This window comes from Nonomuraea sp. H19 (genome assembly GCF_052068215.1).
Classification (GTDB): domain Bacteria; phylum Actinomycetota; class Actinomycetes; order Streptosporangiales; family Streptosporangiaceae; genus Nonomuraea.
This window is the reverse complement of the sequence record NZ_JBQHCV010000002.1, coordinates 16309-38398: the sequence shown is the minus strand read 5'-3', so window position 1 is coordinate 38398 and position 22090 is coordinate 16309. Positions and strand designations below refer to the sequence as shown.

Sequence of the window (22090 nt, the reverse complement as noted above, 5' to 3'; positions counted from 1 at the left end):
GGCGTATCCGGCCGTGCGGTCAGACCAGGCCCTCCGCGATGAGGGAGGCGTAGTTCTTGTCGGTGAAGAGCGTGCTGCCCTCCCTGAACTGAACGACTTGAGGATACCGGCCATCCCACTGATGCCTTTCTCCGTTGTATCGCGTGGTGCGGAAGGACCAGTCCACGTTGCCGCACATCATGTGCCACACCTTGCCGCCGTACACGCTCACCGCATGGTCCGGTCCCAGCGCCGCGACGGTCTCGCGCAGCGTGCGCCGGAACGCCATCTCGTTGCGCTGCACTTCGAGCCCCACCCGGTCGAACGCCGCCTGGACCGAGAGGTCCTCGCTGAGGATCAGCGTGGCCACGGCGTTGACGGCGTCGTCGGCGTCGGCCTCGGCGCGGAACGAGAACATGTCGTTGCTCAGCGCGATGTGATCGAGGGCGTACGTCAGCAGCCGCGCGCGGTACGCTGACCCGTCCACCGTCTCCTTCTCGAGCGGTGGCGCCAGCGCCTCTCCGAGCGCGAAGTACATGCCCATGCCGACGCTGTTGCGGCGCATCCGCAGGTAGGCGTCGAAGTCGTAGACGGTGTCGGAATTGCGGTAGTCGACCTCTTCGACGCAGCCGATCAGGAAGCGCTCGACCTCGCCGTGGAAGCCGTCCCAGGTTTCGGCGGTCAGGTGGCCGCGCAGCGTGGACAGGCAGTCGTGCAGCGGTTTGAACCAGACGGTGAGCTCTTCGTTGGCCGGAGTGTCCACCTGCTTGCCGTCGAACAGCACGTCGATGGCCGCCTTCAGCTCCGCCGCGTACACCGGGTCGCTGCCGAGCCGGTCCTTGTCCACCAGCGCGTTGTCGAGGATCGACAGGTATTCGGTGTACTGCGCCGCGGCGACGAGGAACTCGTAGGGCGCGGTGGGCAGGACCAGGGCGGTCCAGAGCGACGCGCGCTCGGCCAGCAGCGTGTCCAGGTCCTCGGGCGGTAACAGGTCGGACAGGCCCTGCCGGCACCATTCCTGGCTGTCGGCGACGACCTGGTCGTTGTCGGGGCGTTCCAGCGCGGGTACGCAGTGCTCGTACGGAGGCAGCAGCACATGGGTGCCTGCCAGGGGAAGGGTGAAGTTCACTGCCATGTGCTAGGCGCTCTCGTCCAGGGGGACTGGGATCTGGAAGTGGGGGCTCAGCTCGTGTTCGATGCGGTCCACCGTGTGATCGCGGAATCCGGCCTCGCGCAGCAGCGACCGGGCCCGGTCCATGAGGCCGCGCAGGTCGTCGGTCACGTGCGCGGTGTTGGCGTCGATCAGCCGGCGGTACTGTTCGAGGTCGCGTTCGGTGCCGTCACCGCGGCCGTACACCTGGGCGAGTACCGTCCGCTCCGTGGGTGTGCAGTTGGCGGCGACGATGTGGTGCAGCAGGGTCGCCTTGCCCGCCTTCAGGTCGTCCAGCGGGTTCTTGCCGGTCACCGCGGGCTCGCCGTACACCTCGATCAGGTCGTCGAGCAGCTGGAACGCCTCCCCGAACGCCGAGCCCGCGTCGATCAGCAGCGGCAGCGCGTCCGTGTCGGCGTCGGCGCAGTGGGCGGCCAGTACCATGGGCGCGATCACGGTGTACCAGGCGGTCTTGTTCACCGACATGTCGGCGATGGCCGTGCGGGTGGCATGCACCCGCTGGTACTCCAGCACGGAGTCCTGGAACTCGCCGACCACGGTGCGCAGCTGCATTTCCTGGAAGAACCCCGCCACGCGGTCGCGAGCCGGCGAGGGAATGCGGTCGACGGCGCGGGCGGTCAGCACGAGCAGCGCGTCGCCGCCCAGCAGCCCGGCCGCGATGCCGAGCCGGGCCGAGGGAATCGACGCCGAGATCGGCGCCGTCTCCCGCCCGTCGGCGCCGCCGGCCGGGTCCGCGCCGACCCAGCCGATGTGAAAGGCCGGATGGTTCCGCCGGGTGGGGCTCTCGTCGATGATGTCGTCGTGGATCATCGCGGCCGCGTGGAACAGCTCCAGCGCGGCGCAGGCGTGGCCGAGCACGGCGACGGTGGCCTCGTCGGTACGCCGGTAGCCGTCGAGGGTGTGCGCCGCCATGCGGGTACGCCGCATGCTGCCGAACCGCATGACGTAGTCGGACAGCCGCTGGGTGAAGGCCGCCACCCCCGTACCGGTGGACCGCGAGCCGGCGGTGAGCGCGGCGAACTCGTCCAGCAGCGCCGCCACGTTCGTCCGTACGTGCTCGACCAGTCGCGTGGCGGTCGGGCTCATTGCGCCACCAGCCGCTTCAACCGCATCGGCAGGTCGCCGGGCACCAGGGCGCCCATGGCTGCCGGCGGCACCTTCTGGCCGGGCTGGAGAGACAGCTCGTAACGCTTGAGGATGTTGACGATCGCGATGGAGATCTCGATCCACGCGAAGTGCTCGCCGATGCAGTTGCGCACCCCGGCGCCGAACGGCAGGAAGGCCGTGCGCGGGTACTTCTTGTCGTCGCCGATCCAGCGGCGCGGCCGGAACTCGTTCGGCTCGTCGTAGACGTTCTCGTCCCGCTGGATCGAGTACACCGAGTAGAAGACCTGCGTGCCGGGAGGCAGCTCGTACCCGCCGAGGGTGGTGGTCTGCAGCGTGCGCCGCCCCAGCGCCCACACCGGCGGGTAGAGGCGCAGCGCCTCCTTCACCACGGCCTGCAGCAGCGGCAGCTGCTGGATGGCGGCCACCGTGTTGGCGCCCGGGTCGAAGCCGGCCACCTCGGCGCGCACTTCCTCCTGGATCTCCGGGTGGCGGCCCAGCAGGTAGCAGGACCAGGCGATGGCGCTCGGCGTGGTTTCGGAGCCGGCCGTGAGGAAAGTCAGGAACTCGTTGAGGATCTGCGCGCGGTCGTTGTCACGGCGGGCCACCTCGTCGTCGGTCTCGGTCAGCACGTCCATGAGGTCGGCTCGGGCGTCGCGCTCGCGCTCCATGCGCAGCCGGGCGTCGACCAGCCGGTCGCCCAGGGAGCGCAGGTCGGAGATGGCGGAGTAGAACGCGCGGTTCTCCGGGGTGGGGATGGTGTCGAACAGCCGCGGCGGCAGGGCGCCGCGCTTCTCGATGCCGGAGATCACGATGGGCATCTTGGCGCGGACGAGCTCCACGTCGCTCTCGCTCATCTTGGTGGAGAACAGCGTGTCGATCACGACCCGGGTGGCCAGCCGGTAGAACTCGGGGTAGAGCTCCACCACGTCGCGGTCCGCCCACGACTCCACCATCGCCGTGCTGTAGGTGTGCATGGCGTCGATGTAGTCGTTTACAGAGGGCTTGTTGAACATGGGCTGCATCAGCCGGCGCTGCCGCAGGTGGAGGTCGCCCTCCGCGAGCAGCACACCGTTGCCGAGCATGGCGCGGGCCCGCTCGTACTGGATGCCCTTGTCGTACTTCTTGGCGTCGGGGACCAGGATCTGGTACAGCAGTTCGTGGTTGGAGATGAGACAGGCGTCCGTCCACCCGATCTTGATGCGCGACAGCGGCGCGACCTGGGCGGCGGAGCTGAAGAACTTCAGCGGGTCCTGCCAGATGTCGAGAATGTGTCCGATGACCGGCTTGGCATGCGGAACCAACGGCGGTTTGACAGCCATGGCGGAGACGTCCTCACCAGGAGATGGGAAAGCGAGCTGAAACTCTCACCAGGAGATGGGAAAGCGAGCTGAAACTCTCACCAGGAGATGGGAAGGGAGCTGAAACTCCGGAAGACGAAGCCTCCGGGCAGGCGGAGAGGCGGAGCCGACTCGTCGTAGTGCGGCACGGCCGGGACGGCCTTCAGCAGCGTCTCCAGCGCGATGCGCGCCTCGATGCGGGCGAGGTGGGAGCCCATGCACCGGTGGATGCCGTGCCCGAACCCGATGTGCTTGTGCACGGCGGGCTTGTCGGTGGCACCGTTCTGGTCGCCGTTCTGCGGGCCCAGCACCGCGTACGCACCGATCGCCAGGTGCAGCCGGGAGCGCGCGGGGACGGTGATGCCGCGGATCTCGGTGTCCTCCTCGACCGAGCGCGGGGCGCTCTGCACCGAGGGGTCGATGGCCATCGTCTCCTCGACGAACTCGGGGATGTCGGCCGGGTTCGCGCCCAGTTCGGCCCAGCGGCCGGTCTCGATGAGCCGGTTGACGGCGTTGCCGATCAGCCCGGACGTGGTCTCGTGCCCGGCGGCGATCATGACCCGGATGGCGACGATGATGTCGTCCACGTCGTGGACGGCGCCCGGGGTGCCGATGGCGTCCGCCATGTCGAGGATGAGGCTCGGCCGCCGCTCGGCGCGGATCTCCTCGATCAGCTTGCGCACGTAGTCCTCGTACGCGCGCACCGCCATGGCCGCGCCCACCTGGTGCTCCTCCGGCAGCGGCGCCACCTGCAGCGCCACCCAGAGGTTGTTCCACTCCTTGACCTGCTGCCGGTCGCCCTCCGGAATGCCGATCATGTCGGATATGATCTTGATCGGCAGCGGCAGCGCCAGTTCCTGCATGACATCGAAGGAACGGCGGCCGGACAGGTCGCCGCACATGGCGGCGGCCAGCTCGTGGATCTTTGGCTCCAGCGTCTCCACCGCGGCAGGTGTGAACGGCCTGATGAAGGTCTTACGGAAGGCGGAGTGAGCCGGCGGCGTCTCGTTGAAGAGGGCGCCCCGATAGAACAGCGTCTGGTCCAGAATGGCCCGCGCCTCGTCGCAGACAGGGACCTGCCCCTCCAAGTTGTGAACGCTGGTGAATTTATCGTGATTCTCGAATATTTCGAGGATCAGCGCAGGGTCGGTCACAAGGAAGTCGGCCGGGCCGACGGGTGTCAGTGGCGCCCGTGAATTCATCGACCGGTAAATGGAGTATGGATCGGTCATGAAGTCTTCGAGCGTAGCGGATGACGACAAGTCAAACCCTTCAGAGCTCATAGTCAATCGCCGCCGCACCATGACGCTAGCGAGCAGCGATAATGCCATACACAACCAGAGCAGTGCGGGAATTCGGCGCGACCCAGAAAGGTGTCCCAAGCAATCTGCACCCCGTCTCCCGCTCCCCGTCAAGCGGGATTACGTGCAGCCGGCCGATGAGCTATTGAATGATGGACAGTAATGGCTTGACAGCGTTATGTTATGTGGCCCTTTGGCGACACGAGCCATGATCTAGCCTTGATCCACGACATGTCAATACCTTTCGGACACGCAGCAAAGGCCCGAGGTGCGCATGCCTTATCTAGTTCCGGATGTTTAAGCCGACATGACGGCGGTTACGTATGTACGGTTACGGGATTTGTGCACACGCGCACTCCGGGCGGTCGCGTCTGAAGATCGTCTCCAGGGAGGAGTCAGGGATCCTCATCACCACAAGGCCCGGCGCCGCGGGCATTGAGGGCAAGATGATCTTGCATGGGCCTGAGCATTTGTTTGCTTGCCAAGCACTTCCATCCGCGACAAGTCTCATAACCACCGCCTGGTCCAGGCGGACGCTCAGGCGTGGAGAGCGCCCGGGCATGCGCGTCGCCATCGGAAGGGCGCCCCTACTACGGCCCCGACCATGAAGATAACCAGGCCGGCGACCACGACCAGACCGGCGGCGTTGACGGCGCTCATAGAACCGACTCCGTCGGTCCTATGAGCGCCAGGCAGCTGTATCTGACGGTTCGCTCGCTCACAGCCGTTCCACCGCCTTGACGACGAGCCCGAGGATCTCGAAGACCGCGATCGTCAGGGCGACGAAGATGACGTCGGCCATCCCCACTCCTCGACTCCGTTTGGGTGTTCCAGTCGCCCTGTGCGGGCGTCTGCAAGACAAGCAAATCCGAGGTTTTGGGCGCTTTTGTCGTTATCCTCGGGGGTCGTCCGCCACCTATGACACCCATTGACGGTCTCACCACCCCCCAGCGTCTTTCCGATACGTTGTTGTCTGGTGCGCTGGGAAGCCCGGTCGGCATTCGCGAAGCGGACGTGGCGGGCTCGCCTGCTGGAGCACTGGTGGGTGGCCCGGAAGGCCATCAGCGAGCTGGACGGACGGGCTCACGGAGTTCGCGAACGCTCAGATCTCCGGCCCGTCAGTCCTTCGGCAGGGCGAGGAACGGACGATTGAGTTCCAGGTCGCCGTGCCATGGGAGACCCCGATCAGCGAGATCGGCGGCAGGCATCTGGCCGACATGATGCTGGGCGTGCGTACCGAAGTGACCGTCGCCATGGCGGTCGACAAGGTTCTATCCCCCCCGCGCATCTCGCCGGAGCCGTCCACGAGGTCGAGCTGGCGTTCGTCCTGAGCTCGTCCGGATTGAACGTGGTCTTGGAAGCCGACAAACATGCGGGCCGCCATTCCTCCGGCGATGCCACTGGACGATTCCAGATGGGTCATGAAGAAGCCCTGCATACCGACTGGTCCAGCGAGATCGACCGATGGCTGGCCGGCCTGGCTCATCACGCCCGTGGCAGCAATCGCAGGCGCCAAAGCTGGTGCGATCACGGGTGCGCCCTGCCGAGAGCCGTCTCGGACGGCTACGGGTACATACGTTTTCTTGACGTCCCCCCTTCGTCAATCACCCTTCTGACCTGGGTAAAGTGCGGTGCGACTTCGCGCCGTTTTGATGAAGGGTGACCGAAATGGTGCTGGCGAAACGGCCGGCCGCCACGGAAGGAACTGTGCGTTCCTGGCTGCTCCAGGGCTTGCAGACCGACCGTAAGCAGATCGAGCACGGTCCCCACGTCAAGCACCCGTGGTGGCGGGTGATGTGCCTGACCGGCGTGGACTACTTCTCCACGCTGGGCTACCAGCCGGGCATCGCGGCGTTGGCGGCCGGGCTGCTGTCGCCGCTGGCCACGCTGTTCCTGGTGGCGCTGACGCTGCTGGGCGCGCTGCCGGTCTACCGGCGGGTCGCCGCCGAGAGCCCGCACGGCCAGGGCTCGATCGCCATGCTGGAAAAGCTCGCCCCGCAGTGGTGGGGCAAGCTGTTCGTGCTGGCCCTGCTCGGCTTCGCGGCCACCGACTTCGTGATCACGATGACGCTGTCGGCGGCGGACGCGACCGCGCACATCTTGGAGAACCCGTTCTGGCCCGAGGCCCTGGCCGGGCAGCGGGTGATTGTCACGCTCGTGCTGCTGGCGGCGCTCGGCGGGGTGTTCCTGCTGGGCTTCAGCGAGGCGATCGGCATCGCCGTCCTGCTCGTGTTCGTCTACCTGGCGCTGAACGCGGTCGTGGTGGCCGTCGCCCTGTTGCACGTGGTCGAGGCGCCGCAGGTCGTGGTGGACTGGCAGCACGCGCTGAGCCTGGACTTCTCCAGCCCACTGGCCATGATCGGGCTGTCGCTGCTGGTGATGCCCAAGCTGGCGCTGGGCATGTCCGGGTTCGAGACCGGCGTGGCGGTGATGCCGGTGGTCAAGGGCGACATCCAGCAGCGGATCGCCGGCACCAGGCGCCTCCTCACCGTCGCGGCGCTGATCATGAGCGTCTTCCTGGTCTTCTCCAGCTTCGTCACGACCGTGCTGATTCCGCACGCGGAGTTCGAGGAGGGCGGCAAGGCGAACGGACGAGCGCTGGCGTACCTGGCGCACAGCTATCTGGGGGACTGGTTCGGCACCGCCTACGACGTCTCCACGATCGCGATCCTGTGGTTCGCCGGAGCCTCGGCGATGGCCGGGCTGATCAACCTGGTGCCGCGCTACCTGCCCCGCTACGGCATGGCGCCGGAATGGACGGGCGCGGTGCGGCCGCTGGTGATCGTGTTCTCCGTGATCGCGTTCGCCATCACGATCATCTTCGACGCCGACGTGGACGCCCAGGGCGGCGCCTACGCAACCGGCGTGCTGGTCCTCATGCTCTCCGCAGCGGTCGCCGTCACGCTGTCGGCCAGGAAGAAGCGCCAGCACGTGGCGACGGCCGCGTACGCCACGATCAGCGCGGTGCTCGCCTATACGCTCGTCGACAACGTCATCGAGCGGCCCGACGGCGTGAAGATCGCCTCCTTCTTCATCGCGGCCATCATCATCACCTCCCTGATCTCCCGGGCCACCCGCTCCACCGAACTCCGCGTCACCGAAGTGCACTTGGACGGGCTGGCCGAGCAGTTCATCAACGAGGCGTGCGGCGACATCCACGTGATCGCCAACGAGCCGCACACCCGCGACCAGGCCGAGTACACCGACAAGCTCCGTGAGACCTGGCTCAACCATCGACTGCGCAGCTCCGAGCCGGTGCTGTTCGTGGAGGTCACGGTGCCGGACGCCTCGGAGTTCGAGACCGAACTGCACATCAAGGGCGAGGAGCGGTACGGCCACAAGATCCTCACTATCGAGAGCTCGGCCGTGCCGAACACGCTGGCTGCGTTGCTGCTCTACCTGCGCGATCGGACCGGCTCGGTGCCGCACATCTACTTCCACTGGACCGAGGGCAACCCGGTCGTGGCCATGCTGCGTTACCTGCTCTTCGGCGGCGGCGACGTGCCGCCGCTGACCCGGGAGGTACTCCGCCAGGCCGAGCCGGACCTGGAGCGCCGGCCACACGTCCACGTCGGCTGACAGCCGTATCTATGGCGTAGTTGTTTGGGCCGTTTGCGTCAGAGAGTGTTGCTGAACTTTGATCTTGCTCATGGTGATCAGCAGGTGAAAGTCCCCGGCAGCGTGCGCTGGCGGGATCTTTTGTGTGCAGGTTGGCGTCGGGGTTATAGATGGCCCGGTGGGGTGGGTCGGTGACGATCAGCAGGAACTGGTCAGCCGGATCGCCAGGTGGTTCGCTGGAGTCCCGTCACGTCAGGAGGGTGCGCCAGCGGTCGGCCGATTCCATGATGTTCAGGCTGACGCGTTCCAGGTACGCCGCTGTCTTGGCCAGCCGTTGTCCCACGGGGGTGTCGAGCCCGTAGGTCTCGGCCGCCGCCATCGTGGCCCGCGCCGTCTGGAGTGTCTGCCGCTCGCTGGTCATGATCGCGTGGTACCAGGCGTCGTCGTCGATCACGTAGATGTCGCGACGCCGCCGCGGATCGCGCTTGCGACGGACAAATCCGGCGTTCTGCGGCGGGCAGGCCGGGTCAGCTGACGAGGCCAAGTCGTCTGAGTAGACGGGGCCGTGGCGGCAGCCGGGCTCATCAACGAGCCGGCACCGCAGGCAACGTCCTCAATCCCACCGCCCCAACCGAGTGGGCCTGGCTGATGCCCTCCGCAAGCCCCAACCCCGAAACCGCCTCGGCGGCTACGCCCGGGACCCGTACGTCAGCGGCGGCGTCAGGACGGCGACAGCCCGGTATCAGTGCGGTCGGCGATGGTGGATGCATGACGAACGACTCAGCGATTGCGGCCTCGGGGCCGCGAGCTGGGCAGCTCACCCCCGACCCTGATGCGGCGCTCGTGGAAGCCCATGAGCGCCACGCCGGGACGGGTCTCGCAAGATCGACAACAACGCAGCACAAGGAGTACATGATGCAGAAGTTCGACACCCCCGCCCCGATTTCCGCCGTCCTGAACATCCCCGCGGGACGCGTTGAGTTCATCGCCGCCGACCAGGCCGACACCGCGGTCGAGGTCCTGCCCGCGAACGCCTCAAAGAGCCGCGACGTGAAGGCGGCGGAGCAGACCACGATCGAATACGCCGACGGCGTCCTGCGGATCGAGACCCTGGAGAAGAACCAGTACCTCGGCCCGTCTGGATCCATCGAGGTGACGGTCAAGCTGCCCGCCGGCTCCCGCATCGAGGCCAAGGCGGCCAGCGCCGAACTCCGGACCGTCGGCCGCCTCGGCGACGTCGCCTTCGAAGGTGCGTACAGCCAGATCACGATCGACGAGGCCGCGAGCGTCCGCCTCACCGCGGCAGACGGCGATGTCGAGGTCCGCCGGCTGGGCGGCCCCGCGGAGATCAGCACCGCACGGGGCGACATCCGGATCGCCGAGGCCGTGCGCGGCACGGTCGTGCTCCGCACCCAGTCCGGCGACATCTCGATCGCCGCCGCCGGCGGAGTCTCGGCCGCCCTGGACGCCGGCACCAGCCACGGCCGCATCACCAACGCCCTCAAGAACGACGGCACCATCGAACTCGACATCCACGCCACCACCTCCAACGGCGACATCACCGCCCGCAGCCTGTGACCCGCAGCCTCCGAACGGGCAAGCCGGCCAAGGGGATGCCTGCTTGAAAGCGACCGGGGAGGTCGTGGCGGGGCCGGTGCGGGCTGAGCGGCGCGACGAGGCGTCAGCCGCCGACGTGGATGCCAGGTCGGCGGGTGGGCTCGGGCTCGGCCTTGCGGATGATCTCTCGAACCACGGGCGGCGTGTCGCCGCGGCCGAGCAGGAGGTAGCGCAGCAGGTGGGTCAGGGGGCTGCCCTCGGACCACTCGAAGTAGCAGTGGGGTCGCAGGCCGGTCGCATCGCGCAGAGCCAGCAGGATGGCGGCGATGGCGTTGGGGGCGGCTGGGCTGCCGGCCCGCAGGATCTTGTGGCCGCCGACCTCGAAGCCGCGAACCTGGAGTACGTTGCTGAACTCCGACGGGTCGATGACGTCGATTTCCAGGAACAGCACATCAGCTGACCCGGGGACCGGGTTCATGCCGCGTTGCTCGGCCTCCTTGGCCGCGTATTCGGCGGGATCGCCGCTCTGGCGACGGTTGGCGATGAGATTCAGCGCGCCGTCGAACGCGATGGAGTCGGTGATGAACCGCCGGGCGGCGGCATCGAACTCGATGTGATCGGCGCGCAGTTCAGTGGTGCGAGAAATTCGGGAAATCAGCGAGATGACGATGATGCCCAGGATGAAGAAGAAGGAGATGGTGATGCCGTCCGGCTTCTCCCTGATGTTCTCCACCAGCGCGTACAGCAGCACCAGCGTGAGCACGGTGAAACCGGCGATGGCGGTCCGCTGCCGCTTGCGGACGGCGGAGATCGTCACCGCGAACGCTCCGGAGACCATCATGGCCAGGATGCCCGTGGCGTAGGCGCCGGCCTGAGCGTCCACGTCGGCGTTGAAGGCGATGGTCAAGGCGACGCAGATGAGCGTGTAGACCAGCACGACAGGGCGTACCGCGCGACCCCACTCGGGTGCCATGCCGTAGCCGGGCAGATAGCGCGGCACGATGTTGATCAGCCCGGCCATCGCCGAGGCGCCTGCGAACCAGAGGATGAGGATCGTGCTGATGTCGTAGGTGGTGCCGAAGGCGTCGCCCAGGTACTCGTGTGCCAGGTAGGCCATGGCTCGTCCGTTGGCCTGGCCGCCGGGCTGGAACTGGTCCGCGGGGATGAGGACGGTGGTGACGAAGCTCGTGGCGATCAGATAGACGCTCATGACGAGCGCGGCGGCGGTCAGCAGCTTGCGCGTGTTGGCGATGCGCGAGGCCAGGCGTTGCGCAGGATCCTTGCCCTCGGCCGCGACCAGCGGCATCATGCTGACCCCGGTCTCGAATCCGGACAATCCCAGCACCAGCAGGGGGAAGGCGAGGATCGCGGGCCCGATGACGCCGCTGAAACCTCCCCGCCCCTCGACCAGGGCATCAGTCCACGCCGTCATCTGCTCCGGCGTCGCGAGAACCTGCGCCAAGCCGACGCCGACCACGACGGCGTTGAGCCCGAGGAAGAGCGCCACCAGCGGGATCGCCACGCCGACGGCCTCGGTGAAGCCGATCAGGAACACTCCGCCCAGCACCAGCAGCAGCACCACCGTCAGCGCGACCTCGTGGCCGTGCAGGAAGCTAGGGAAGAACGGATTCTCCACGACGTGCACGGACGCGTCCGCCGCCGACAGCGTGATCGTGATGATCCACGACGTGGCCACGAACCCCAGCAACACCAGCACGAACAGCTTGCCCCGCCAGAACGGCAGCAGCCGCTCCAGCATGGACACCGATCCCTGGCCGTGCGGGCTCTCTTTGGCGACCCTGCGGTACATCGGCAGCATGCCCAGCAGCGTCAGCGCCACGATGAGCAGCGTGGCCAGCGGCGACAGCGCACCGGCCGCGAGTGCGGCGATGCCCGGCAGGTAGGCCAGCGTGGAGAAGTAGTCGACGCCGGTCAGGCACATGACCTTCCACCAGGCCTGAGGCTTGGCGTGCCCTTCCTGCGTCTCCGGGCCGACCGGCTGGACCTGATGCCGCAGCAGCCACCGCGCCAGCCCGCTCGCCGGCGGCGCCGGACGCCTCGGGCTGTCGACTACCTCGGGGACGGCCAATCCGCCGGTGCCGCTCATTTTGACTCCCCATCAAATCCGACACGGCTCCCGCGCCACAGGTTTGGACCGCCCCAGGCTAGAACTTCCGATCAGTGACCCCAAGAGCGCCCCCGGGAATGTCGCCTCTCCCGCATGTCACGGCTGTACGCAGCGTCTTCCCGATCTTCCGTCTATCGCTACTCGCATGCACCGTACGCCGCGAAAACCGTACCCACCATGCCGAGGGCGAACGCCCTTCTCACCGCGCTTTCGTCTTCACACCACCGGGCGTAGAGGTTCGGGGCGGGAGGGGTACGAGAGCCTGCGGAGCAGCACCTCCGCCGGGCCGCGATAGCCCGCCATCCGCACCCCCTCGGCCAGCAGGATCGACAGCAGCCAGATCCCGATGGCCAGCCCGAAGGCGGAGGTGAAAATCATGTCGTCGCTCAGATCCAGAATGAACGGGTAGAACAGCGTCACCCACACCACCGACTGGAACAGGTAGAAGGTCATCGAACGCTCTCCCAGCGCGGCGAGTGCCGTGGTGACCCGGCCGCCCCGGACCTGATCGCGACCAGCCCGACGGCGGCGGCCAGGCCGATGCCGTCCGCGTACCCGGTCAGGTCGTGTGCGATCGCGACGGTCCAGCCGACGGTGACCGAGGTGTTCGTCCACGCGCCGGCGGCCAGCAGGGTGGCTGCCCGGCCTGGTCAAGGGCAACGGCAACGACGGCAGCAAGATCACCATCAGGCAGCTGCTCAACCAGACCTCGCCGGAATGATCATCGAGAAGGCGACCGGCAAACCCTACGCCGACCAACTCGCCCGACGGATCGCCCGCCCGCTAGGCCTGTCCGGGACCTACCTTCCGGGCAACGAGACCAGGATCCGCGGACCGCACCCGCGACACTACTCCCGGCTGTGGTCAGCCGACCCCGACGCCAAGACCTACGATGTCACCGAGCAGAACGCCTCCTACGCCTGGGCCGCCGGCGGCATCGTCTCCACCACCCGGGACCTGAGCCGCTTCCTGGCCGCACTGCACGACGGCACGCTGCTGCCGCCGGCCCAGCAGAAGGAGATCTGGAACCCCGAGGGGGTTCTTGAACACCCTCCCGAGACCACGCTTGCCGGAGCAGATGCGGCGAACGGACCCCGATCCGCGAAGACGTCGGGGAGGATCCTGTGGACGCCGAACCGGCCCTTGGGAGGCGTGCCAGGCCGGCGGATGTCCCGGCGGTGAGCAGGCCTGCTGCGGTGTTGTGTCGGCGGCCGTGTCAGCACGGCGACGGCCCGGTATCAGCGCTTTCGGTGATGGTGGATGCCATGAACCGTTCCCGCCTCGTCCGCGACGATCGAACTCTCCAGTGGGCCGACGGAGCCCGTCTGGGCCTGAGGGATGACGAACTCGCTCACGAACAGTGATCAGGCCGCCCGCACACGCTCAAGCTTCCGCTTTGCACCTCAGCTATTCGGTGTTGCTAAGTACAGGTAGTCAGTGCTACTTTGTACTGGTAGTCAGCAACACCAAGTAGCTGAAGAGGGGGGGTGCCATGGGCAAGCTCGTGACGGAGATGCTCAAAGGAACACTGGAGGGCATCGTCCTGGCGATCCTGTCCGGTCGGCCCGCATACGGCTACGAGATCACGGCGTGGCTGCGGGGCCAGGGCTTCTCCGACATCGCCGAGGGCACCATCTACGCGCTGCTGGTCAGGATCGAGCAGCGCGGCCTGGTCGACGTACAGAAGGTCCCGTCTGAGAAGGGACCGCCGCGCAAGGTGTACTCCCTCAATGACCAGGGACGGGAGTACCTCGAAGAGTTCTGGCGGACCTGGAGCTTCCTGGCCGACCGGCTCGAACAGCTCCGCAAGGGAGGCAAGTAGACATGACTACAGGATCAAACGAGCCGAAGAGCCGCTACCTGCAGTACCTGGAGATCGTCACCGGATCGCTGGAGGAGAAGAAGCGCTACCGGCAGTACAAGGCGCGCATCAAGCAGCTTCCCGAGAACTACCGCATCGCGGTCGAAGCGCTGGAGCGGTACCTGATGCACTTCGGACCGGCCGACGGCGCCGGTGCGATGGCGATGTACGACGATCTTGCCGAGCTGTTCGAGCAGGGCGCGGCGGACGGAACCCCGATCCGCGACATCTTCGGCGAGGACCCGGTGGAGTTCGTCGAGGCGTTCATGGCCAACTACCCCCTCGGCCAGTACAGGACCCGGGAGCGCAACCGCTTCACCAGCGCCATCGAGCGCGCCGCAGGCGAGAACACCACGACAAAGGACAGGACAGACTGATGACGACACAGCAAGCTGCGGCGATCCAGGTGCAGGGCCTGGAGAAGTCGTACAAGGAGCTGCGGGTGCTGCGCGGCGTGGACTTCTCCGTGGCGCGGGGCAGCATCTTCGCTCTGCTCGGCTCCAACGGGGCCGGCAAGACCACGGCCGTGAAGATCCTGTCCACGCTGCTCAAGGCCGACGCGGGAACGGCACGGGTGAACGGCTTCGACGTCGCCACGCAGGCCGCGGACGTGCGCGAATCGATCAGCCTGACCGGGCAGTTCGCCGCCGTGGACGAGATCCTCAGCGGGCGGGAGAACCTCGTGCTGGTCGCCCGGCTGCGGCATCTCAAGGATCCGGGCTCGATCGCGGATGAGCTACTCGCCCGCTTCTCGCTCACCGACGCGGGCGGACGGAAGGTCGCGACGTACTCCGGCGGCATGCGCCGGCGCCTGGACGTCGCGATGAGCCTCATCGGGAACCCGCCGATCATCTTCCTCGACGAGCCGACGACCGGGCTCGACCCCCAGGCGCGCATCGAGGTGTGGCAGGCCGTCAAGGAACTCGCCGCGCGGGGTACGACGGTGCTGCTCACCACGCAGTACCTGGACGAGGCCGAACAACTCGCCGACCGGATCGCGATCCTCCACGAGGGCCGGATCATCGTCAACGGCACCCTGGCGGAGCTCAAGCAACTGCTCCCGCCCGCCAAGGTCGAATACGTCGAAAAGCAGCCGACCCTCGAGGACGTCTTCCTCACCCTCGTCGGCACGAAGGCATAAGGAACAACGATGAGCAAGCATTTCTTCACCGACACCACCGTCCTGCTGGGACGATCCCTGCGCCACATCACGCGCAGCCCGGACACCATCATCACGACCGCGATCATGCCGATCGCCATGATGCTGATGTTCGTCTACGTGTTCGGTGGCGCGATCAGAACAGGGTCGGATTCGTATGTGAATTACATGCTGCCCGGCATCCTGCTCATCACGGTCGCCTCGGGCATCGCCTACACCGCGTACCGGCTGTTCATGGACATGAAGGGCGGCATCTTCGAGCGCTTCCAATCGATGCCGACCGCGCGCTCGTCGGTGCTGTGGGCGCACGTGCTGACGTCGTTGGTCGCCAATCTGATCTCGCTCGTGGTCGTGACGCTCGTGGCTCTGCTCATGGGCTTCCGCTCCTCGGCGGGAGTGCTGGCGTGGCTGTCGGTGGCGGGCATCCTGATCCTGTTCACCCTGGCGTTGACCTGGATCGCCGTCATCCCCGGTCTGTCGGCCAAGACCATGGAAGGCGCGAGCGCGTTCTCCTACCCGCTCATCTTCCTGCCCTTCCTCAGCTCGGCCTTCGTGCCCACCGACACCATGCCCGGCCCGCTGCGCGTCTTCGCCGAGAACCAGCCGGTGACCTCCATCGTCAACGCCATCCGCGCCCTGTTCACCGAGCAGCCGGTCGGCACCGACATCTGGATCGCCCTGGCCTGGTGCGTCGGCATCCTCATCGTCGCGTACGGCTTCGCCATGAACACCTATCGCCGCAAGATCTCCTAGGGCGTATCGATCGGGCATGTCTTGATCCCGATGAGCGTGGCGGACAGGCGGATCGCGGCGCGGTTGCCCTGAACAGAACAGCACTCCTTCGGCTCGTCTCGCGCCGCCGGGCGGAGGCGTCCCCTTCGAGCTCCACACAACACCTCCTATCGCGAGACAAGGAAAGACCATGACTGAATCCCTCCACACCGTCACGACGATGCCGACCGAGCGTCAGCCCGGCTGCCCCTTCGACCCGCCCAAGGACCTCATCGAGGCCCGCGAGCAGAGCCCGATCAGCCGCTTCCCCTTCCCCGACGGACACCAGGGCCGGCTGATCACCGGCTACGACCTGGTCCGGTCGGTCCTGGCCGACCCGCGGTTCAGCTCGCGCAAGGAACTCATGCGTCACCACCCGACCATCGACTACGGCGACATCGAGGTTCCGCCGGCGCCGCCCGGCGAGTTCCTCCTCATGGACGAGCCGCAGCACAGCCGCTACCGCAAACCGCTGGTGGGCAAGTTCACCGTACGGCGGATGCGACTGCTCACCGAGCGCGTCGAGCAGGTCACCGCCGAGCACCTGGACGCCATGGAGAAGGCCGGGCCTACGGCCGACCTGGTGACCGCGTTCGCCAAGCCCATCCCCGCCGTCATCATCTGCGAACTGCTTGGCGTGCCGTACGAGGACCGGGGCCGCTTCCAGGAGAACATCGACAAGTTCCTCGGCGGAGAGGTCGGCGACGAGGAACTGATCGCCGCCTACATCGCGACCCAGCAGTACCTCGCCGAGCTGGTGGTGGCCAAGCGTGCCAACCCCACCGACGATGTGCTCAGCGACCTGCTCGACAGCGACCTCACCGACGAGGAGCTGCAGGGGATGGCCCTGATCCTGCTGTCGGCCGGCTTCGACACCACCGCCAACATGCTGGCGCTGGGCACCTTCGCCCTGCTGCAGAACCCGGGCCAGCTCGCCGCGCTGCGCGCCGACCCGGCGCTCACCGACCAGGCCGTGGAAGAGCTGCTGCGCTACCTGAGCGTCGCCAAGCAGTTCCACAGGGTCGCGCTGGAGGACATCGAACTGGGCGGCCACACCATCAAGGCCGGCACGACGGTCATCCTGTCCCTCAACACCGCCAACCGCGACCCCGACCGATTCCCCAACCCCCACGTACTCGACCTCAACCGGCAGGACGGCGGCCACCTGGCCTTCAGCCACGGCATCCACCAGTGCCTGGGCCAGCAGCTCGCCCGCGTCGAAATGCGCGTCGCGCTCCCCGCACTGCTCAACCGCTTCCCCACCCTGCGCCTGGCCGTACCAGCCGACGAGGTCACCCTGCGCCCGGAGACCGCCGACATCTACGGCGTCAAGAGCCTCCCGGTCACCTGGGACGCGTAACCACGAACCGATGACAGGCGAGGGCGCGCACGGGCCGCCCGCCACCGCTGTGGCTGCTCGCCTGCGCGACCGCGGCCGCGGTCCGTTTGTGCCCGTATTTCGGTGGTTCCTGACGAGGGCGGCTCGCGTTCCGCGACAAGACCACCAAATGTGAGCCGGAGCGACACGACGGCATGAAATCGACGGTCAGCCGTGTCCGCCTTCGACGAAAACTGCTCGTGCTCCTCGCACACCATTCTTGCCGCACCGATCCACTAACACGGACCGCCCCAGTCGATCGAAGCGTACGACATCGCCAGAAGTCTCAAATCCCTACATTTTTCAGATCTCTAGAAAGGAATACAGCCTGGTGGACACGACAAGCGGGACACCCGAACAGGGACACGTCGGGCGCCGGACCGTGTTGAGGGGTGTGCTGGGTGCCGGTGCGCTTGCCGGCACGCACGCCGCCCTCGCCGGCCGTGCCAACGCCTCCGTGAGCGGTGGTGGTGACGATGTCGAGCACGGTGTCGAGCACGGTGTCGAGCACGGCTGGGGAAAGGTCGCCGACGTGTTCCGCGCGAACTTCAGGAACCCTGGCGAGGTCGGCGCGGCGTGCAGCGTCTACGTGGGCGGCCGCCCCGTCGTCAACCTGTGGGGCGGCCTGGCCGATCGCGAAGCGAAGCGACCGTGGCGCAGGAACACCATCGTCCAGGTCGCATCCACGACGAAAGGCGCCACCGCGATCTGTGCCCACATGCTGGTCCAGCGCGGTGAACTGGATCTGGACGCCCCGGTGGCGCAGTACTGGCCGGAGTTCGCCGCGGCCGGCAAGGAGCAGATCCCGGTGCGCTGGCTGCTGTCGCACCAGGCCGGTCTGCCGATCGTCGACGGGCCGCTGACGTTCGAGCAGGCGTGCGCATGGCACCCGGTCATCCGCGCGCTCGAGGCGCAGAAGCCGCTGTGGCAGCCGGGCACCGAGCACGTCTACCACAGCGTCACGTACGGGTTCCTGGTCGGGGAGGTCGTGCGCCGGATCACCGGCAAGTCACTGGGCAGGTTCTTCGCCGAAGAGGTGGCCGCCCCTCTCGGACTGAGCGCCTGGATCGGGCTGCCCGAGAAAGAGGAGAGACGGGTGGCCCGGATCCACTACGCCGCTCCGTTCAGCCTGGAGGAGCTGAAGGCCGGGCTGATCGCGATTACGGGGCTCGATGCGGATACGGTCACCGCATGGGTCAACGCCGTGTGGGCTCCCGGCTCGGTCCAGGCCCGCGCCGGCGAGCTCGGCGGCGCCTTGGACAACACCTCCGACTATCCCGCGACGCGTGCCTGGCGCGCGGCTGAGTTCCCGGCCGCGAACATGCTCGCGGACGCCCGATCGGTGGCGCGGATGTATGCCGCCACGGTCAGCGACGTCGACGGGGTACGGCTGCTCGATCCGTCAACCGTCGAGAAAATGACAGTCGTCCAGACCGACAAGACGCCGATGCACGGGCTGCCGCCGGGGCTGAACCTCCCGGCTGACCGCTCCTTCAACATGTCGCTCGGGTTCTGGCGAGCCTGCCCGCCGATGCCGTTGGTGGGGCCAGGGTCGTTCGGCCACCCGGGCTCCGGCGGATCGGGCGGCTTCGCCGACCCCGATGCCGGTGTCGGCTTCGGCTACGTCACGAACCTCTGGAACTTCCGGCCCGACGACCCGCGCGCGGCGAACCTGGTCAAGGCCGTCCGGGCCTGCCTCGGATGACGACAGTCCTCCCGTGAGGGAAACTCCAGAAGGCGTCGGCAGAGCTGGAGAGGTCCTGATGATCCCGCGCCTGGTGACGGTACGCGATCGCCGTCGGAACGGCCGCTGGCTGCGGCTGAAGGTCCCTGTCGTGCCGGCGCCGCTACTGCTGCTTGCCATGCCGACCGGATTGGTCGCATGCCCCGCCAGCCGGGTGAGCCCGGGAGGCGCGCTGTGTGGGGCACTGGGCAACTGCTGTGGGCGCTCCCCGGCCCGGGGTCGAGATCGAGCAGGGCCGAACGGCCGTGCCGGAAAGCGTCAGCGCAGCACATCGAGGAGTACATCGAGCAGCTTGGCGCGGCCGTCGTCGACGTGTCCGACAAAAAGGCGCGGGTGTTCTGCGAGTGACACCGCCCGGGCTCTACGAAGAGAGACCCCGATGACGACACAGGAGGTCCACGTGCAGGGTCTTGAGAAGTCCTGCTCACCCGCGCTGCGCGCGTCCGACGAGGACCGTGACCGGGTCACCGAAGTGCTGCGCGTCGCCGTCGCCGACGGCCGGCTCGACCCGGTCGAGTTCGACGAGCGGCTGGACGCGGCGCTGTCCGCCCGCCCGCCGACCAGCCGCTATTGGACCGGGCGGTCGTCCCCACTCGGGTGCGCAGGCTCACCAGTGACCAGGTGCAGGACGCACTAGGCTCGCTCGGCATCTCCGCCATCAACCAGGCCCTCGGCAAGAACGGGCGCGGCATCACCTTTCCCGCCCCGATCATGCGGGACGGGCCGGGCTGGCGGGCCGAGGTGGATCTCCCGCTCGGCGTGACCGTGTCGGAGGTACTGGAGAAGCGCGACAAGCTCGCCTCCGGCCTGCGGCGCGCGCTGGGCTGCGTGTGGCCTGAACCGGTGTCCGAAGAGCATCCCGGCCGCCTGGTGGTGTGGGTGGGCGATCAGGAGGTGCGCAAGGCCAGGCAGCCCACCTGGCCGCTGCTGAAGTCGGGCCAGGTCAGCCTGTTCGAGGCGATCCCGTACGGTAGCGACCAGCGCGGGCGGCCGGTGTCGATCCTGCTGATGTTCGCCAACGTGCTGATCGGCTCGATGCCGCGCTATGGCAAGACGTTCGCGCTGCGGGTGCTGCTGCTGGCCTGCGCGCTGGACCCGCTGTCCGAGCTGAGGTTGTTCGAGCTGAAGGGCACCGGCGATCTGTCGGCGCTGGAGAAGGTGGCCCACCACTACGCCAAGGGCGCCACTGACGCGGCCAAGGCGGCCTGCGTCGCCTCGCTGGCCGAGGTGTACGGCGAGCTGGACCGGCGCGCGGAGGTCATCGACCGCCTGCCGCGCCACCAGGCACCTGAGTTCAAGGTCACGCCCGAGTTGGCGGCCCGCAGGGACCTAGGGCTGCACCCGATGGTGATCGCGATCGATGAGTGCCAGGAGCTGTTCGCCGACGATGAGTACGGGGAGGAGGCCGCCAAGTACGCCACCGCGATCATCAAGCGCGGCCCTGCCCTCGGGATCATCCTCATCCTGGCGACCCAGCGGCCGGACAAGGACAGCCTGCCGGTTTGCCGTTTCAAAGGCCCTGCACGGCCTGAAGCAAGGCGCGGTTCGGGAATGATCTGGACGGCGCCATGGTGCCGATCCTGGGCTGAGGCGACAGTTCAGCCCGCTGAGGCGGCGTGAGCTGTGATCAGCTCCGGCGATGAGCTTTGCTCCGAACGCCCATATCCGTCTGCGGGGGAGCGGCGTTGACTGGCAGTGTCCGGCTGCCTGTCTTCGGGCGGGATACATCGGCGACACCGGGACGGAGGCGGTCATGTCCACCGAGACCGTGATGTGGGTGACCCTCATTGTCGGGGTGATGGTGGTGGTGCCGGCCTTCGGCTTCTTCTTGCTGCGCAGGCGTCGAGATCGCCTGCGCGAGCGATTCGGCCCCGAGCACGAGCGCACGGTTGCCGCCGCGGGCGAGCGCAGGGCGGCCGAGCGTGAGCTGCAAGCCCGTCGAACGCGATCAGGGCCGCTCGACATACAGCCGCTCGATCCCGGCTCACGCGGCGGCTATGCCGGCAGGTGGGCCGCGGTGCAGGAGCGTTTCGTGAACGAGCCGAGTCCCGCGGTCAACGAGGCCGATCTACTGGTAAGAGCCGTCATGGCCAAGCGCGGATACAGCACTGAGGACTTCGCGCAGCAGGCGTCCAACCTGTCGCTGCGACACAGCCGCACCCTGGAGCACTACCGCCAAGCCCACGAGATCAGCGGGCGCGCCATGAACGGTTGGGTGTCGATCCAGGAACTGCGGCAGGCCATGACGCACTATCACGCCTTGTTCGACGACCTCATCGGCGGCGACCAGCGGTCCCTCCGGGCTCGGGCTGCCGCTCGGGCACCCCTGACACGCCCACACGGAGCTGCGGGTCCCCGCCGGTAGGTCGCGGGCGCTCAGGAGGCCGTGAGCCGGACACCCGATCGATGGATCAACCCGTGGCGGTGCCACGGAAAACTCACGGAGGTGTCAGACCGATGGCGTTGCCCCATCAGGAGAGCCAAAGCCGCCTTCTCACCGACGGCGAATCCTCTGCCGGGACGGACGAGGAGAGCAGCGCCGACGAAAGCCACAAGGAACGCATCGACCGTGAATTGTCCGAACTCCTGCAGGGGCTCAGGGTCATGGTGACCGGGGTGCAGGTGCTGTTCGCCTTTTTGCTGGCGATGCCGTTTCAGACCGGCTTCGCCAAGCTGGACACCTCGGGCCACTGGCTGTTCTTCATCGCGTTGACGGGGGCGGCGACCGCCTCGCTCTGTTTCACCACGCCCGCTGTTCAGCATCGGCTGCTGTTTCGTACCGGGCTGAAGGAGAAGATCGTGCATCGCGCCAACGAGTTGGGCCTGGCCGGTGCCGTATCCCTGGGGGTCGCGATCACCGCCGCGATGGCTCTGGTGGCCGAGGTCGTGCTCGGCAATTGGCTCGCCATCGTGTTCGGCGCTGCGGCGGCGCTGGCGACCTCCTGGCTGTGGCTCCTGCAGCCGATCATCGACCTGCGCCGCCAGGCAACGGCCAACAGACAGCAGACAACAGGTAGCAAGGACTGATCGGGCGCCGGT

General features: G+C 67.4%; 22 protein-coding genes. 15 read left to right on the top strand and 7 right to left on the bottom strand.

Going from position 1 to position 22090, the window contains the following annotated elements; translation table 11 throughout:
• Positions 1-19: 19 nt before the first annotated feature.
• The 4 genes from ACTMTI_RS03750 to ACTMTI_RS03735 form a co-directional block, all read right to left on the bottom strand.
• On the bottom strand, positions 20-1108 hold the full coding sequence (locus tag ACTMTI_RS03750; protein WP_441118186.1) for a terpene synthase family protein: 1089 nt from the start codon (positions 1106-1108) through the stop codon (positions 20-22).
• Between the two features lie 9 nt (positions 1109-1117).
• On the bottom strand, positions 1118-2236 hold the full coding sequence (locus ACTMTI_RS03745; protein WP_441118185.1) for a polyprenyl synthetase family protein: 1119 nt from the start codon (positions 2234-2236) through the stop codon (positions 1118-1120).
• Positions 2233-3576, bottom strand: coding sequence for a cytochrome P450 (locus tag ACTMTI_RS03740; RefSeq protein WP_441118184.1), 1344 nt, complete (start codon positions 3574-3576; stop codon positions 2233-2235). The genes ACTMTI_RS03745 and ACTMTI_RS03740 overlap by 4 nt, the downstream gene beginning before the upstream one ends.
• Positions 3577-3653: 77 nt before the next feature.
• A complete protein-coding gene (locus tag ACTMTI_RS03735) occupies positions 3654-4682 on the bottom strand; it encodes a hypothetical protein (protein ID WP_441118183.1) in 1029 nt (342 codons plus the stop codon).
• Between the two features lie 1319 nt (positions 4683-6001).
• On the opposite strand from ACTMTI_RS03735, the gene ACTMTI_RS03730 reads away from it, so the two are divergent.
• Positions 6002-6226, top strand: a complete 225-nt coding sequence (locus ACTMTI_RS03730) for a sporulation protein (RefSeq protein WP_441118836.1) — start codon at positions 6002-6004, stop codon at positions 6224-6226.
• Positions 6227-6563: 337 nt separating this feature from the next.
• Positions 6564-8474, top strand: coding sequence for an amino acid transporter (locus ACTMTI_RS03725; RefSeq protein ID WP_441118182.1), 1911 nt, complete (start codon positions 6564-6566; stop codon positions 8472-8474).
• Between the two features lie 226 nt (positions 8475-8700).
• On the opposite strand, the gene ACTMTI_RS03720 is transcribed toward ACTMTI_RS03725, so the two are convergent.
• The gene (locus ACTMTI_RS03720) at positions 8701-8997 is read right to left on the bottom strand and encodes a hypothetical protein (protein WP_441118181.1); all 297 of its coding nucleotides are present in this window, start codon (positions 8995-8997) and stop codon (positions 8701-8703) included.
• Positions 8998-9368: 371 nt separating this feature from the next.
• Between ACTMTI_RS03720 and ACTMTI_RS03715 the strand changes: the two genes are divergently transcribed.
• Positions 9369-10031, top strand: coding sequence for a DUF4097 family beta strand repeat-containing protein (locus ACTMTI_RS03715; protein ID WP_441118835.1), 663 nt, complete (start codon positions 9369-9371; stop codon positions 10029-10031).
• Positions 10032-10134: 103 nt separating this feature from the next.
• On the opposite strand, the gene ACTMTI_RS03710 is transcribed toward ACTMTI_RS03715, so the two are convergent.
• Both ACTMTI_RS03710 and ACTMTI_RS03705 read right to left on the bottom strand, forming a co-directional pair.
• Entirely contained in the window at positions 10135-12117 is a 1983-nt protein-coding gene (locus ACTMTI_RS03710; protein ID WP_441118180.1) for an amino acid transporter, read from the bottom strand.
• A 237-nt stretch (positions 12118-12354) separates the two neighbouring features.
• On the bottom strand, positions 12355-12591 hold the full coding sequence (locus ACTMTI_RS03705) for a DUF418 domain-containing protein (RefSeq protein WP_441118179.1): 237 nt from the start codon (positions 12589-12591) through the stop codon (positions 12355-12357).
• 264 nt (positions 12592-12855) lie between these two features.
• Between ACTMTI_RS03705 and ACTMTI_RS03700 the strand changes: the two genes are divergently transcribed.
• From ACTMTI_RS03700 to ACTMTI_RS03645, 12 genes are all read left to right on the top strand, one after another.
• Positions 12856-13320, top strand: a complete 465-nt coding sequence (locus ACTMTI_RS03700; protein WP_441118178.1) for a serine hydrolase — start codon at positions 12856-12858, stop codon at positions 13318-13320.
• 310 nt (positions 13321-13630) lie between these two features.
• On the top strand, positions 13631-13960 hold the full coding sequence (locus ACTMTI_RS03695; RefSeq protein WP_441118177.1) for a PadR family transcriptional regulator: 330 nt from the start codon (positions 13631-13633) through the stop codon (positions 13958-13960).
• Between the two features lie 2 nt (positions 13961-13962).
• The gene (locus ACTMTI_RS03690) at positions 13963-14376 is read left to right on the top strand and encodes a DUF1048 domain-containing protein (protein WP_441118176.1); all 414 of its coding nucleotides are present in this window, start codon (positions 13963-13965) and stop codon (positions 14374-14376) included.
• A complete protein-coding gene (locus ACTMTI_RS03685; RefSeq protein ID WP_441118175.1) occupies positions 14376-15140 on the top strand; it encodes an ABC transporter ATP-binding protein in 765 nt (254 codons plus the stop codon). Before ACTMTI_RS03690 ends, ACTMTI_RS03685 begins: the two co-directional genes overlap by 1 nt.
• Positions 15141-15149: 9 nt before the next feature.
• Positions 15150-15911 carry an ABC transporter permease gene (locus ACTMTI_RS03680; protein WP_441118174.1) on the top strand — a complete coding sequence of 254 codons (762 nt, stop codon included), beginning with the start codon at positions 15150-15152 and terminating at the stop codon, positions 15909-15911.
• Positions 15912-16080: 169 nt separating this feature from the next.
• Positions 16081-17289: a cytochrome P450 gene (locus ACTMTI_RS03675; RefSeq protein ID WP_441118173.1), complete on the top strand. Its 1209-nt coding sequence runs from the start codon at positions 16081-16083 to the stop codon at positions 17287-17289.
• A 349-nt stretch (positions 17290-17638) separates the two neighbouring features.
• The gene (locus tag ACTMTI_RS03670; RefSeq protein ID WP_441118172.1) at positions 17639-19012 is read left to right on the top strand and encodes a serine hydrolase domain-containing protein; all 1374 of its coding nucleotides are present in this window, start codon (positions 17639-17641) and stop codon (positions 19010-19012) included.
• A 213-nt stretch (positions 19013-19225) separates the two neighbouring features.
• Positions 19226-19399 carry a hypothetical protein gene (locus ACTMTI_RS03665; RefSeq protein WP_441118171.1) on the top strand — a complete coding sequence of 58 codons (174 nt, stop codon included), beginning with the start codon at positions 19226-19228 and terminating at the stop codon, positions 19397-19399.
• Positions 19400-19430: 31 nt separating this feature from the next.
• On the top strand, positions 19431-19688 hold the full coding sequence (locus ACTMTI_RS03660) for a DUF1707 SHOCT-like domain-containing protein (protein ID WP_441118170.1): 258 nt from the start codon (positions 19431-19433) through the stop codon (positions 19686-19688).
• Entirely contained in the window at positions 19673-20671 is a 999-nt protein-coding gene (locus ACTMTI_RS03655; RefSeq protein ID WP_441118169.1) for an FtsK/SpoIIIE domain-containing protein, read from the top strand. Before ACTMTI_RS03660 ends, ACTMTI_RS03655 begins: the two co-directional genes overlap by 16 nt.
• A 133-nt stretch (positions 20672-20804) precedes the next feature.
• Positions 20805-21416: a hypothetical protein gene (locus tag ACTMTI_RS03650; RefSeq protein ID WP_441118168.1), complete on the top strand. Its 612-nt coding sequence runs from the start codon at positions 20805-20807 to the stop codon at positions 21414-21416.
• Between the two features lie 92 nt (positions 21417-21508).
• The gene (locus tag ACTMTI_RS03645) at positions 21509-22078 is read left to right on the top strand and encodes a DUF6328 family protein (protein ID WP_441118167.1); all 570 of its coding nucleotides are present in this window, start codon (positions 21509-21511) and stop codon (positions 22076-22078) included.
• Positions 22079-22090: the final 12 nt, after the last annotated feature.